Genomic DNA, 13,973 nt, shown 5'->3' with positions numbered 1-13,973 from the left:
CTGTGTTAGAATCCGGCCGCTTTTCTTCCTCAAAGTAAATCAGTGATAGCGAAATGTTAGAAAATATTCGAATTGTGCTGGTAGGCACCACGCATTCAGGCAACATCGGTTCTGCTGCTCGGGCAATGAAAGTGATGGGGCTGAAACATATGGTGTTGGTCGCGCCTGATTGTCAGGTCGACGGGCAGGCGATAGCGCTTGCTGCCGGTGCCAGTGATATTGCTAACAACGCGCGTATCGTTGATACCGTGGAAGAAGCCGTTGCTGATTGTGGCCTGGTGATTGGAACCAGTGCCCGTAACCGTTCACTGGAATGGCCAATGCTGGATTCCCGCGAATGCGGCGTGAAAGCCATTGAAGAAGCGGCCCAATATCCTGTGGCATTCGTGTTTGGCCGTGAGCGTACGGGTCTGACAAATGAAGAATTGCAGGCGTGTCATTTTCACGTCGCTATTCCTGCTAACCCGGAATATAGCTCGCTGAACCTAGCTATGGCGGTGCAAACTCTTTGCTACGAAGCGCGAATGGCTTGGCTTGACAGTCAGGCATATCAAGGGGAAGTGAAAGAGCAGCCTTACCCGCTGGCTGAAGACTTGGAACGTTTTTACGCTCATCTTGAACAGGTTCTGGGTATTACTGGTTTTATCAATAAATCTCATCCGGGCATGGTCATGACAAAACTGCGTCGTTTGTTTAACCGTGCAAGACCGGAAAGTCAGGAGCTTAATATTCTTCGTGGTGTGCTCTCTTCGATTGAAAAACACCATAAAGATAAGCAAGAATAACCATTTTAAAAGTGCGGCTAAAAGCCTGACTAAATTAGTAGGTTAAATACTTGACCCTTTTAGTCGGGTATGTCAGACTCAGTGCATTACTCGCTCACAGGTAGGATGTTATGAGACTGACTTCGAAAGGCAGATATGCCGTTACAGCGATGCTCGATGTCGCGCTGCACTCCGAGATGGGGCCTGTGCCTCTAGCTGATATTTCAGAGCGTCAAGGGATCTCTCTGTCATATCTGGAGCAACTTTTCTCTCGCCTTCGTAAAGCAGGCCTAGTGTCCAGTGTACGTGGTCCAGGTGGCGGCTATCGACTCGGCGTGAATGCAAATGAAATTGCAGTCGGCATGGTGATTGCCGCTGTTGATGAATCGGTCGATGCGACCAAGTGTCAGGGCAAAGGCGACTGCCAAGGCGGAACACGCTGCCTGACGCACACGCTATGGCGTGACCTTAGCTCCCGTATCAGCAGCTTTTTGAATGACATTACGCTCGGCGAACTGATGCAAGACAACGAAGTCAAGCATGTCGCGGATCGTCAGGACTCCTCACTTGAGTCCTCAACAATTGTTAGACATGGTTTAAACTCCAGTGGCAGTGAAAAGCCAGCCACCACTTTGGGTGTGAATTTTCGCTCGTAATTAGTAGTGCCGGAGTACTTGGAGACACAAATGAAATTGCCAATCTATTTTGATTATTCAGCGACATGCCCAGTGGATCCGCGTGTTGCCGAGAAAATGATGCAGTACTTGACCCTTGATGGTTGTTTTGGTAACCCTGCATCCCGTTCACACCGTTTTGGCTGGCAGGCGGAAGAAGCAGTCGACACTGCCCGCGAAAATATTGCCAACTACTTGAACGCTGACCCACGCGAGATCGTGTTCACTTCCGGTGCGACGGAATCTGACAACCTGGCAATCAAAGGTGTTGCGCATTTCTATGGTAAGAAAGGCAAGCACATCATCACCTGCAAAACTGAGCACAAAGCTGTACTGGATCCATGCCGACAGCTGGAGCGTGAAGGTTTTGAGGTGACTTACCTTGAGCCAGAGTCTAACGGCATTATCGATATGAACAAGTTGGCTGACGCCATCCGCGAAGACACCATCCTTGTTTCTATCATGCACGTAAATAACGAAATCGGCGTGGTCCAAGACATCGCAGCAATCGGCGAATTGTGTCGTGAACGCAAGGTGGTCTTCCATGTTGATGCGGCTCAATCTGTCGGTAAACTGCCGCTGGACACTCAAGAAATCAAAGTTGATCTGATTTCAATGAGCGCGCACAAAGCGTACGGCCCGAAAGGTATAGGTGCTCTGTACGTTCGTCGTAAGCCACGTATCCGCCTTGAAGCACAAATGCACGGTGGCGGTCATGAGCGCGGTTTCCGCTCTGGTACATTGCCAACTCACCAAATCGTGGGTATGGGTGAAGCTTTCCGTATCGCGAAAGAAGAACTTGAGAAGGACACGGCGCATTCTCTGGCATTGCGTGACCGATTCTATGAAGGCGTTAAAGATCTGGAAGCGGTTTATGTAAACGGCGACCTTGAGCAGCGTGTTGCAGCAAACCTGAACGTCAGCTTTGCTTTCGTTGAAGGTGAATCTTTGCTGATGGCGCTGAAAGATCTGGCGGTTTCTTCTGGCTCTGCATGTACATCTGCAAGTCTGGAACCTTCGTATGTACTTCGTGCACTGGGTCTTGATGACGAACTGGCACACAGCTCTATCCGTTTCTCGTTCGGCCGCTTCACTACTGAAGAAGAAGTCGACTATGCGGTTGAGCAAGTACGTAAAGCGGTTACCAAGCTGCGTGAAATGTCACCACTGTGGGACATGTACAAAGAAGGTATTGATTTAAGCACTGTTGAGTGGGCACACCACTAAGCGGTCTCAGGGTTTTGAGGATAAGATCATGGCTTACAGCGAAAAAGTAATCGATCATTATGAAAATCCACGTAACGTGGGTGCTTTTGACAAAAACGATCCAAACATAGGTAGCGGCATGGTTGGCGCACCAGCGTGTGGTGACGTGATGAAGCTACAAATCAAGGTAAATGAACAAGGCATCATAGAAGATGCGAAGTTCAAAACCTACGGCTGCGGTTCAGCGATTGCATCAAGCTCACTGGTTACTGAGTGGGTAAAAGGCAAATCTCTGGACGAAGCTGCTGCAATCAAAAATGCTGAAATTGCAGAAGAGCTTGAGCTTCCTCCTGTGAAGGTTCACTGCTCAATTCTCGCGGAAGATGCTATCAAAGCAGCAGTAAGCGACTATAAGAAAAAACACGAAGCTTAATACGATTTAAAGGGTTGTTGTACATATGGCCATTACTATGACTGACGCGGCGGCATTACGCGTCCGCACCTTCTTGGAAAACCGCGGAAAAGGTATCGGCCTTCGCTTGGGTGTTCGTACGTCAGGCTGTTCAGGAATGGCTTATGTACTGGAATTCGTTGACGAACTCAACGAAGAAGATCAAGTGTTCGACTTTGAGCAATATGGCGTCAAAGTGATCGTTGACAGTAAAAGTCTTCTGTACTTAGATGGCACCGAGCTTGATTTCACTAAGGAAGGCCTCAACGAGGGCTTCCAGTTTAATAACCCTAACGTAAGCAGCGAGTGTGGTTGTGGCGAAAGCTTTAACGTTTAACTCGTGAGATGATATGAATCATTTCGAACTATTTGGGCTATCATCGCAGTTCGATCTGGATGGTGGCTCTCTTTCTTCGCAGTTTCGCGAACTCCAACGACGTTTCCATCCGGATAAATTTGCCACTGCATCTGAGCAGGATCGCCTGCTTGCCGTGCAGAAAGCTGCGCAAATCAACGATGCTTATCAAACGCTAATCGACCCGGTGCGCCGTGCGGAATACCTTCTCTCTCTCAATGGCGCAGAACTGCGCGATGAGCAGCAGACCATGCAAGATCCTGAGTTCTTGATGCAGCAAATGGAACTGCGCGAAGAGCTGGAAGAGATTGCAGACAGCGATGAGCCGGATGTATTGTTGTTTGACTTTGAACAAGGCGTTGAGAAACTTCATATAGCTTTGCTGGCCGAATTGAAAGAACAACTAAATGGCGGGCAATGGCAGGATGCGGCAACAAGTGTCCGCAAGCTGAAGTTCTTGGTCAAACTCAAGCAAGAAATCGAACGAATCGAAGATCGGCTGCTGGGTTAATACAGCGCGCTGATCAGGCTACAGGAACCAACATGGCACTGTTACAAATTGCAGAACCTGGTCAGAGTGCTGCACCGCATGAACACAAACTTGCGGTGGGTATTGACCTAGGGACTACCAACACCCTCGTGGCTTCAGTCCGAAGCGGCACCGCGAGCACCCTTAATGACCTTGATGGTCGAGCGCTGATCCCTTCTGTGGTTCACTACGGTGATGACGTAACGGTGGGGTATGCAGCAAAAGCGATGTCAGAAACCGACAGCGCAAACACGGTTTCTTCCGTCAAACGTATGATGGGCCGCTCATTGGCGGACGTTCAATCGCGCTATCCCAACCTTCCTTATGAACTTTCTGCATCTGACAATGGTTTACCACTGATCAACACCCGTGCAGGCAAGAAAAACCCCATTGAAGTTTCTGCGGATATCCTTCGAGCCGTCAATGCACGTGCAGAAGAAGCGCTGGGTGGCGAGTTGGAAGGGGTGGTTATCACGGTTCCTGCTTACTTTGACGATGCTCAGCGTGCAGGGACCAAAGATGCCGCTAAATTTGCTGGCCTGAAGGTACTTCGTCTCTTGAATGAACCAACTGCAGCAGCGATTGCTTATGGTTTGGACTCCGGGCAGGAAGGTGTTATCGCTGTTTACGATCTTGGCGGCGGTACGTTTGATATCTCTATTCTTCGTCTCTCAAAAGGCGTGTTCGAAGTGCTGTCTACGGGCGGTGATTCAGCGCTGGGCGGTGATGATTTTGACCATCTGGTAGCGGATTGGATCTCCGAGCAGGCGGTATTTGGTGCGCTTTCCGGTGATGACCGTGCGCGCTTGATGAATGCCGCTAACAGCGCAAAAGTTGCTTTGAGCGCAAGCGATGCCGCAGATATCGATGTGCTTGGCTGGAAAGGCACACTGAGCCGCGAACAGTTCGACGATCTGATTGGCGCTCTAGTAAAGAAAACTCTATTGTCTTGTCGCCGCGCACTGAAAGATGCTGGTGTTTCTGCTGAAGAAGTTCTGGAAGTAGTGATGGTAGGTGGTTCTACCCGTGTACCACTGGTTCGCGAAAAAGTTGGGGAATTCTTCGGCCGTACGCCACTGACCGATATTGACCCAGATAAAGTGGTTGCCATTGGTGCTGCCACTCAGGCAGACATTCTGGTAGGTAATAAGCCAGATGGTGAAATGCTGCTGCTGGACGTGATCCCACTGTCTTTGGGTATTGAAACCATGGGCGGTCTGGTAGAGAAAATCATTCCTCGCAATACCACTATCCCTGTCGCGCGCGCACAAGAGTTCACCACATTTAAAGATGGCCAAACGGGCATGAAAGTGCACGTGGTTCAGGGCGAGCGCGAAATGGTGGATGACTGCCGTTCACTGGCGGATTTCACCCTGAAAGGCATTCCACCAATGGCTGCAGGTGCGGCGCACATTCGCGTGACCTATCAGGTTGATGCCGATGGCCTGCTATCCGTGACTGCAATGGAAAAGAGCACCGAAGTGCAGGCGTCAATCCAGGTGAAGCCGTCTTACGGACTGAGTGACACCGAAATTGCCGATATGATCAAATCGTCGTTTACCCATGCGCAGGACGACAAAGATGCCCGTTATCTGGCGGAGCAACGCGTTGAAGCAGACCGCGTGATTGAAGGCCTGCTGGTTGCGATGCAAGCAGACGGCGAAGCGCTGCTGTCTGACGAAGAGCAGCAAACGCTGGTGAAAGCGATTGAAGCGCTGATTGCGTTGCGTAACGGTGATGATGCCGCTGCCATTGAGCAAGGAATCAAAGATACAGATAAAGCGAGCCAGGAATTTGCGTCACGTCGTATGGACAAATCCATCCGTGAAGCACTGGCTGGCCATTCCATTGACGAGGTTTAAACATGCCAAAGATTGTTGTTCTACCACACCAGGACCTCTGCCCAGAAGGCGCGGTGTTGGAAGCAAAAACTGGTGACACCGTGCTTGATGTTGCACTGCGTAACGGTATTGCGATTGAACATGCCTGTGAAAAGTCGTGCGCTTGTACGACCTGCCACGTTGTGATCCGGGAAGGATTTGATTCTCTGGATGAAAGCGATGAGCTGGAAGACGACATGCTTGATAAAGCATGGGGTTTGGAGCCTGAATCACGCCTGGGCTGTCAGGCAAAAGTGACTGATGAAGATCTGGTGGTAGAAATTCCACGTTATACCCTTAACCACGCTGCAGAAAATCACTAATCTGATAAGGGAGCAAAAACTATGAGCCTGACATGGACCGATTCGCGTGATATCGCGATTGAGCTGGTAGAACAATTCCCTGATACTGATCCGAAAACGGTGCGTTTTACTGACCTGCATCGTTGGGTGACGGAGCTTGAAGACTTCTCAGACGACCCAAACCGCTCTAATGAGAAGATCCTAGAGGCAATCATCCTGTGCTGGATGGAAGAAATGGATTAAAGACCTTGTTTTACGCCAGTAAAGCAGGCAGATTGAGACTAATCGAGCGGGCATGAGGCCCGCTTTGTTTTATCTGATAAAACGTCATAAATATGGCGTATTCTAAAAGAAAAAATCAGCCCTAATTTTACGCTCCGCAACGATGCGCGCGGCGAAAGGAAAAAGGAGTTCAGCATGACTGACAAAATGCGTATCACGCTATCACACGAAGCCGCCAATGAGGCATGGGGTGCGAACGCACTGGTTTCTTTCAATCAGGAGGGTGCAGTTGTTCACGCCTCAGGTGAAGACAAACTCACGCCCGTTCAGCAAGCCGCTCGTAAGCTGGATATGCAGGGTATTCGCAAAGTATCTCTGGTTGGTGACCGCTGGGATTTGGAAACTGCATGGTCATTTTACCAAGGCCTGCGTGGTCCTAAGCCAGGTTTTGCTTTTGATGTAGAGTTGAAAGATGCTGATCAGAAAGTGCTGAATGACCGCATGGCGGCCACTGATTGGGTTCGCCAGATTATCAATGAAACCGCCGAAGAAGTAGGCCCTCAACAACTGGCAGTACGAGCCGGTGAGTTCATTAAATCCCAAGCGCCAAACCCAGAGCATGTGAGCTACAAAATTGTTTCCGGTGCAGACCTACTTGAACAAGGTTGGGTGGGGACTCACACCGTAGGCCGTGGTTCAGCCCGAAAACCTGCAATGCTGCAGCTCGATTACAACCCAACCGGTGACAAAGACGCAGAAGTGTTCGCCTGTATTATCGGTAAAGGTATTACCTTCGACTCAGGTGGCTACAGCATCAAACAGTCGGCATTCATGGATTCAATGAAGGCCGACATGGGCGGTGCAGCGATGGCCACAGGGGGCTTGGGTCTGGCGGTTGCGCAGGGATTAAATAAGCGTGTGAAGCTGATTCTTTGCTGCGCGGAGAACATGATTTCCAGCAACGCCTATAAACTGGGCGACATTATCACGTACAAAAACGGTGTGACTGTTGAAGTACTGAACTCAGACGCAGAAGGCCGATTAGTGATGGCAGATGGCCTGCTTTATGCGAATAAGTTCAATCCTACTTTGACCATTGATTGCGCTACTTTGACCGGTGCAGCCAAAGCTGCGTTAGGTAATGACTATCATGCGCTGTTTAGTTTTGACAGGGCGCTCTCTCAACGCTGTTTGTCAGCAGCAGAAGCGGAAAACGAAGGCATGTGGCAACTACCACTGGCTGAATTCCACCGTCAGATGCTGCCTTCCAACTTTGCAGATTTAGCAAACGTGGGTGGCGGTCAGTATTCACCAGGTGCAAGTACGGCAGCGGCATTCCTGTCTTACTTCGTCGACAATTACAAAGAAGGCTGGGTCCACCTTGATTGCTCTGGCACTTACCGTAAAACACCAAGTGACAAGTGGTCTGTAGGCGCGACAGGTATGGGCGTAAAAACCCTTGCGCGCATTCTGATGAACGAATCTGCCGAATAAAGACTACAAAATATAAGTGTTTTAACAACACAGTTAACGCTTCCGCAATGCAAGGGTGGGGTCTTGCATTGCGCTCTGTTAGGCTACTTTTGTAAATACAAACAGATAACAGAGCTTAAATCTGATATCTGAAGAAATATAAAAGGAAGATAGAATGACTATTGAGCGCACTTTTTCAATCGTTAAGCCCGACGCAGTAAAACGCAATCTGATTGGCGCGATCTATCAGCGTATTGAAGCGGCTGGTCTGCAAATTGTCGCAGCAAAAATGCTTCACCTGACCAAGGAGCAGGCGCAAGGATTTTACGCCGAGCACGAAGGCAAGCCATTTTACGATGGCTTGGTCGAGTTCATGACTTCTGGCCCAGTCACTGTTCAGGTTCTGGAAGGCGAAAATGCAATTACGCGATACCGCGAACTGATGGGTAAAACAAACCCAGAAGAAGCTGCGTGTGGCACGTTGCGTGCGGACTTTGCTGAGAGCATGCGTTTTAACTCAGTGCACGGTTCTGACAGCACGGCTTCAGCAGAGCGAGAAATTGCTTACTTTTTCGCCGGTGATGAGATTTGTTCCCGTACTCTGTAATCGGTTCATAGATAAGACAAAAGGAGAGCTAATGCTCTCCTTTTTCGTTTCTGGCACGTTTACACACTAGAATAAGCTTATAAGTAACAGGTGGAATCCCGATCACAAAGGCTGTACAATTTCGCGCCTTGATTTAAGGCTATACCTGTTTTTATTTGTTCACGAGGCAATCTGATGGCAACAGAGAAAATCAATCTGCTGGATTTCGATCGACAGGCGCTACGCGCGTTTTTCGCCGAAGAATTAGGCGAAAAGGCATTCCGTGCCGATCAGATCATGAAGTGGATGTATCATTTTGGTGTTGATGATTTTGATCAGATGAACAACATCAACAAAAAGCTTCGTGAAAAACTCAACGCGCGTTGTGAAATCCGCGCACCAGTAGTCAGTACGGCTCAATATTCTTCTGATGGCACCATCAAGTGGGCCATGCGTGTTGGCAATCAGGACGTTGAAACCGTATATATTCCAGAAGACGATCGCGCGACCTTGTGTGTGTCTTCACAGGTCGGCTGTGCGCTCGACTGTAAATTCTGCTCTACTGCCCAGCAAGGCTTTAACCGCAACCTGAAAGTGTCTGAGATTATCGGACAGGTTTGGCGTGCGGCGAAAGAAATTGGTGTGGAAAAAGAAACTGGCCGCCGCCCAATTACCAATGTGGTCATGATGGGAATGGGTGAGCCACTTCTGAACATGAAAAACTTGATCCCTGCACTTAATCTGATGCTAGATGACTTGGCATATGGCCTGTCAAAGCGTCGTGTAACCGTATCTACCTCAGGTGTGGTTTCTGGTCTGGATCAGATGGCAGGCAAGATTGATGTTGCGCTGGCAATCTCTCTTCATGCGCCGACAGATGATCTTCGCAGCCAGATCATGCCGATAAATGATCGTTATGATATTGAAACGTTTTTGGCTTCTGTGCGCCGCTATATCGCTTCTTCAAATGCGAACCGTGGACGTGTCACCGTAGAATATATTCTTCTGGACCACGTTAACGATGATATGGAGCATGCGCGTCAACTCGCAGAGCTGTTAAAAGATACGCCTGCTAAGATAAACCTGATTCCTTTTAACCCTTATCCTGGGTCACCATATAAAAAACCGAGTAACTCTCGCATTGACCGTTTCCAGAAAACACTGATGCAATATGACTACACGGTTATCGTTCGTAAAACCCGTGGTGATGATATTGATGCGGCTTGTGGTCAGCTTGTCGGTGATGTTATCGACCGCACCAAACGCACGCAAAGCAGACTGAACGTTGAGGAGCAAATCCCAGTTAAATCAGTCTGATTTGTCAGACTGATTAGGATGGGATAATGGCAAGGACGCTTAGCGCTCTGTTATTGATGGGATTATTAGCTGGTTGTGTCACAGTAACGGAGAAGCAAAATTCTGCGAAGTTTGATAGCATTGACGCAGCTGAATCCAGAATTTCGCTTGGTCTTGCCTATTTAAAGGCCGGACAATGGCAGCGAGCTAGACAAAATCTTGAAACTGCGGTGCAATTTGCGCCGACTTACTATCGCTCTCTTATTACGTTCGCCTACTACCTTCAGGAAGTTGGCGAATATGACCAAGCGGAACAGCAATACAAGACAGCGTTACGTCATTCACCAGAAAATGGTGACGTTCAGAACAACTACGGCGTCTTTTTATGTCGACAGGAACGTTATGACGAAGCTCAACGGGCGTTTGCGAGGGCGATCGAGCAGCCATATTATTACAAGTTATCCGGCAGTTATGAAAATGCCGCACTCTGCGCATTGAAAGAAGGTGAGAGGGATAACGCTAAGGTATGGTTCGCCAAAGCCATTGACCATGAGCCGAACAGGCCTTTATCTTCTATCAAACTCGCCCGTATAGAAGTGGAAGACGACGAGCTGAATGAAGCGAGGATACGTCTTTTCCATTTTCACAAACGCTATGGCTATAAGCCAGCAACGCTGTTAATAATGACTGACCTGGAAAACAAAGCTGGAAGGGCAAAGGAAGCGGAACGTTACGAAAACCTTTTGGCCAACAAGTTTCCCGAATCAAAAGAATATAGACAGTACATAACGAATGAATACTGAACAAAACGAAGAACAGCTGTTTGAGGTTGAGTCGACACATCCGGGAACGGTATTGCGACAGGCCCGAGAGGCGATGGGGCTGTCCGATCAGGATGTGGCTGACCGCCTGAGACTTCGTGTTTCCGTCATTCAAGATTTAGAAGAAAATTGCTGTGATGAAGAACAGATAACCACGTTTACACGTGGTTATATTCGTTCTTACGCTAAGCTGGTCGGCGTAAATGCTGACGAACTCTTGCATACGTTTAAACCCGCACCTGAAGCGGAAGACAATGTGCAGAAGATGCAGAGCTTCTCTCGCAAAACCCGCCGTGACAAACATGACAGCCGTGTAATGGGTCTGACCTGGGTCATTCTGGCTGTTGCGGTCGGATTGACCGCGTTTTGGTGGTGGCAAAACCAACAAAACGATCCATTACTCTCGTTACCCGAAGGTAGTAGTCTGCTTGCATCAATGACAGAAGAAACGCCAGCAGCCAACAACCTCAGCGAAGGCAGCGAAAGTCAGCAAGTTCAGGACGTGACAGAAAGTATCGCGCCATTACTGGCTGATATGGAAGAAACGAATAGCCCAGCAGAAGAAGCTGCTGTGATAGAGACTTCGCCAGAAGTCTCTGAAAATCAAGATGTCGAGCAACAAACGGCATCGCAGGAATCACAGGAAGTGGCTGAGACTGCTCCGGCGGTTGATGTGCCTGAGCAGGCTGAAGAAACGGTATCGACACCTGTTGTTACCACACCTACACTATCTATGTCATTCAGTGGCGATTGCTGGGTAGATATTCGCGATGCCAGTGGTAAACGCTTGTTAACGGGGATAAAATCAGCGGGTGAAACCGTTGAATTATCCGGTGATGCACCTTTCAAGTTGGTACTAGGTGCGCCAGCCGCTGTGAGTCTTGCCTTTAATGGCGAGAACGTTGATCTGAGTGGCTACCCATCAGGACGGGTAGCGCGTTTGAGCCTTCCGAAGTAATCCAGAGTACACCTAATGCATACCGAATCTCCTATTAAACGTCGTCCATCTACGCGTATTTATGTGGGCGATGTGCCAATCGGCGATGGCGCTCCGATCGCAGTTCAATCAATGACGAATACCCGCACAACCGACGTGGAAGCGACGGTTGCGCAGATCAAAGCACTGGAAAAAGTCGGTGCAGACATTGTGCGTGTTTCTGTGCCGACTATGGATGCCGCTGAAGCGTTCAAGCTGATCAAGCAGCAGAGCTCCATCCCACTGGTTGCTGATATTCACTTTGACTACCGTATTGCCCTCAAGGTGGCTGAATACGGCGTTGATTGCCTTCGTATCAACCCAGGCAACATTGGTAACGAACAACGTATCCGCTCTGTGGTTGACGCGGCGCGTGACAAGAACATTCCAATCCGCATTGGCGTAAACGGCGGTTCGCTGGAGCGTGATCTTCAGGAAAAATATGGCGAGCCAACACCGGAAGCACTGGTGGAGTCGGCGATGCGCCATGTTGATATTCTGGATCGCCTCAACTTTGATCAGTTCAAAGTGAGTGTGAAGGCGTCTGATGTATTCCTGGCCGTTGAATCTTACCGGCAACTGGCAAAACGCATTGATCAACCTTTGCACCTTGGCATTACCGAGGCTGGTGGTGCACGTGCAGGTTCAGTGAAATCTGCAGTTGGCCTTGGCATGCTGCTAAGCGAAGGCATTGGTGATACCCTGCGTATCTCATTGGCAGCTGATCCAGTAGAAGAAATCAAAGTCGGTTTCGATATTTTAAAATCGCTGCGTATCCGTTCACGCGGCGTGAATTTTATTGCCTGTCCTACCTGCTCCCGTCAGGAGTTTGATGTGATTGGCACGGTAAACGCACTGGAACAGCGTCTGGAAGACGTTGTTGTCCCTATGGATGTATCAGTGATTGGCTGTGTGGTTAACGGCCCAGGTGAAGCTGAAGTTTCGCATATTGGCGTTGCTGGTGGTAACAAGCGCAGCGCATATTACGATGATGGCAAACGCCAGAAAGAACGTTTTGAGAACGACAACCTGATCGATCAGCTGGAAGCGAAGATCCGGGCGAAAGCGGCAATGCTGGATGAAAACAACCGCATTGACGTGAACACACAAGAGTAAGCGCAGCGCGCTCACTTAGCGAGAACAAACAGATCGGTTACGAGAGTTAACGTGGCAAAAACTATTCAAGCAATCAGAGGCATGAACGACTGCCTACCAACACAGTCTCCACTTTGGCAAAAAGTGGAAGGCACTGTTAAAGACGTTATCAGCGCATACGGTTACAGCGAAGTGCGCATGCCGATCGTGGAAATGACTCATCTGTTCAGCCGCGCGATTGGTGAAGTGACCGATGTGGTTGAGAAAGAAATGTACACCTTCGAGGACCGCAACGGTGACAGTCTGACTTTGCGTCCTGAAGGCACGGCGGGCTGTGTTCGCGCCGGTATCGAAAACGGTCTGCTGTACAATCAGGAGCAACGCCTGTGGTATGTTGGTCCTATGTTCCGTCACGAGCGCCCACAGAAAGGCCGTTACCGTCAGTTCCACCAGTTTGGTGTGGAAGTGTTTGGCCTGAATGGTCCTGACGTAGACGCAGAACTTATCATGATGACCGCACGCCTTTGGCGTAAGCTGGGTATTCACGAGCATGTTCGTTTGGAACTGAACTCGATCGGTTCGTTGGAAGCACGTGCGAATTATCGTGAAGCGCTAGTGGAATTCTTGATGCAGCATGAAGCGATCTTGGATGAAGATTGCAAACGCCGCATGCATACCAATCCACTGCGAGTTCTGGATACCAAGAATGCAGATATCCAAGCGGTATTGACCGATGCACCGAAGCTTTCGGAGTATCTGGATGAAGAATCAAAACAACATTTTGCAGGTCTTTGTGAACTGTTGGACGCAGCAGGCATCCAATACACGGTAAACGAGAAATTGGTTCGTGGCTTGGACTATTACAACCGTACCGTTTTCGAGTGGATCACTGAAAGCCTAGGCTCTCAAGGTACAGTTTGTGGCGGTGGCCGTTACGACGGTCTGGTTGAGCAACTGGGCGGTAAAGCTACCCCGGCAGTCGGTTTTGCAATGGGCGTTGAGCGTCTGGTGCTTCTGATGGAAACGCTGGAACTTGATGACACCCGAGCTGCGGTTGACGTATACATGGTCACTGCAGGCGAAGGCACGCTGGTAGCGGGCATGCAACTGGCTGAGAAACTGCGTGAGCAGGTTCCCGGTCTGCGCGTGATGACCCACTTTGGCGGCGGTAACTTTAAGAAGCAATTCAAACGTGCTGACAAAGTGGGTGCGTCGGTGGCTCTGGTACTTGGCGAAGATGAAGTCGCTAACAACCAAGTAACCTTCAAAGATCTTAAAGGCGGCGAACAGCTGACCATTTCTCAGGATGAAGTAGCCGATAAACTGGCTCAACGAGTTTAAGA

General features: G+C 49.4%; 16 protein-coding genes. All 16 read left to right on the top strand.

What is annotated here, in order from left to right; genetic code table 11:
- Nucleotides 1–53 precede the first annotated feature (53 nt).
- The 16 genes from trmJ (at nt 54) to hisS (ending at nt 13,971) form a co-directional block, all read left to right on the top strand.
- Nucleotides 54–785 (top strand): tRNA (cytosine(32)/uridine(32)-2'-O)-methyltransferase TrmJ, encoded by a 732-nt coding sequence (gene trmJ / locus K6Q96_RS13605; protein WP_251876441.1) that lies wholly within the window; start codon nt 54–56, stop codon nt 783–785.
- 110 nt (nt 786–895) lie between these two features.
- The gene (iscR, locus tag K6Q96_RS13600) at nt 896–1,420 is read left to right on the top strand and encodes a Fe-S cluster assembly transcriptional regulator IscR (protein ID WP_002536934.1); all 525 of its coding nucleotides are present in this window, start codon (nt 896–898) and stop codon (nt 1,418–1,420) included.
- A gap of 30 nt (nt 1,421–1,450) precedes the next feature.
- Nucleotides 1,451–2,665 carry an IscS subfamily cysteine desulfurase gene (locus K6Q96_RS13595; protein ID WP_251876440.1) on the top strand — a complete coding sequence of 405 codons (1,215 nt, stop codon included), beginning with the start codon at nt 1,451–1,453 and terminating at the stop codon, nt 2,663–2,665.
- A 28-nt stretch (nt 2,666–2,693) separates the two neighbouring features.
- Nucleotides 2,694–3,077: a Fe-S cluster assembly scaffold IscU gene (gene iscU, locus K6Q96_RS13590; RefSeq protein ID WP_251876439.1), complete on the top strand. Its 384-nt coding sequence runs from the start codon at nt 2,694–2,696 to the stop codon at nt 3,075–3,077.
- 25 nt (nt 3,078–3,102) lie between these two features.
- A complete protein-coding gene (gene iscA / locus K6Q96_RS13585) occupies nt 3,103–3,432 on the top strand; it encodes an iron-sulfur cluster assembly protein IscA (RefSeq protein WP_062660580.1) in 330 nt (109 codons plus the stop codon).
- Nucleotides 3,433–3,445: 13 nt separating this feature from the next.
- Nucleotides 3,446–3,961 carry a co-chaperone HscB gene (hscB, locus tag K6Q96_RS13580; protein WP_251876438.1) on the top strand — a complete coding sequence of 172 codons (516 nt, stop codon included), beginning with the start codon at nt 3,446–3,448 and terminating at the stop codon, nt 3,959–3,961.
- A 32-nt stretch (nt 3,962–3,993) separates the two neighbouring features.
- Nucleotides 3,994–5,841 (top strand): Fe-S protein assembly chaperone HscA, encoded by a 1,848-nt coding sequence (gene hscA, locus K6Q96_RS13575; RefSeq protein WP_251876437.1) that lies wholly within the window; start codon nt 3,994–3,996, stop codon nt 5,839–5,841.
- Nucleotides 5,842–5,843: 2 nt separating this feature from the next.
- Nucleotides 5,844–6,182 (top strand): ISC system 2Fe-2S type ferredoxin, encoded by a 339-nt coding sequence (gene fdx / locus K6Q96_RS13570; RefSeq protein ID WP_251876436.1) that lies wholly within the window; start codon nt 5,844–5,846, stop codon nt 6,180–6,182.
- 27 nt (nt 6,183–6,209) lie between these two features.
- A complete protein-coding gene (iscX, locus tag K6Q96_RS13565; protein ID WP_192815495.1) occupies nt 6,210–6,404 on the top strand; it encodes a Fe-S cluster assembly protein IscX in 195 nt (64 codons plus the stop codon).
- Between the two features lie 174 nt (nt 6,405–6,578).
- A complete protein-coding gene (gene pepB / locus K6Q96_RS13560) occupies nt 6,579–7,877 on the top strand; it encodes an aminopeptidase PepB (protein WP_251876435.1) in 1,299 nt (432 codons plus the stop codon).
- 154 nt (nt 7,878–8,031) lie between these two features.
- The gene (gene ndk / locus K6Q96_RS13555) at nt 8,032–8,463 is read left to right on the top strand and encodes a nucleoside-diphosphate kinase (RefSeq protein ID WP_251876434.1); all 432 of its coding nucleotides are present in this window, start codon (nt 8,032–8,034) and stop codon (nt 8,461–8,463) included.
- 174 nt (nt 8,464–8,637) lie between these two features.
- Nucleotides 8,638–9,759 carry a dual-specificity RNA methyltransferase RlmN gene (gene rlmN, locus K6Q96_RS13550; RefSeq protein ID WP_251876433.1) on the top strand — a complete coding sequence of 374 codons (1,122 nt, stop codon included), beginning with the start codon at nt 8,638–8,640 and terminating at the stop codon, nt 9,757–9,759.
- A 26-nt stretch (nt 9,760–9,785) separates the two neighbouring features.
- Nucleotides 9,786–10,541 (top strand): type IV pilus biogenesis/stability protein PilW, encoded by a 756-nt coding sequence (gene pilW, locus K6Q96_RS13545; protein WP_251876432.1) that lies wholly within the window; start codon nt 9,786–9,788, stop codon nt 10,539–10,541.
- Nucleotides 10,531–11,517 carry a cytoskeleton protein RodZ gene (gene rodZ / locus K6Q96_RS13540; protein ID WP_251876431.1) on the top strand — a complete coding sequence of 329 codons (987 nt, stop codon included), beginning with the start codon at nt 10,531–10,533 and terminating at the stop codon, nt 11,515–11,517. The genes pilW and rodZ overlap by 11 nt, the downstream gene beginning before the upstream one ends.
- A 15-nt stretch (nt 11,518–11,532) precedes the next feature.
- Nucleotides 11,533–12,651: a flavodoxin-dependent (E)-4-hydroxy-3-methylbut-2-enyl-diphosphate synthase gene (gene ispG, locus K6Q96_RS13535; RefSeq protein WP_062660588.1), complete on the top strand. Its 1,119-nt coding sequence runs from the start codon at nt 11,533–11,535 to the stop codon at nt 12,649–12,651.
- Nucleotides 12,652–12,702: 51 nt separating this feature from the next.
- Nucleotides 12,703–13,971, top strand: coding sequence for a histidine--tRNA ligase (gene hisS / locus K6Q96_RS13530; RefSeq protein ID WP_039849686.1), 1,269 nt, complete (start codon nt 12,703–12,705; stop codon nt 13,969–13,971).
- Nucleotides 13,972–13,973: the final 2 nt, after the last annotated feature.

The organism is Grimontia kaedaensis (assembly GCF_023746615.1).
Classification (GTDB): Bacteria; Pseudomonadota; Gammaproteobacteria; order Enterobacterales; family Vibrionaceae; genus Enterovibrio; species Enterovibrio kaedaensis.
Note: the sequence above shows the minus strand (reverse complement) of the source record. Positions and strands in the feature narration are given on the sequence as shown.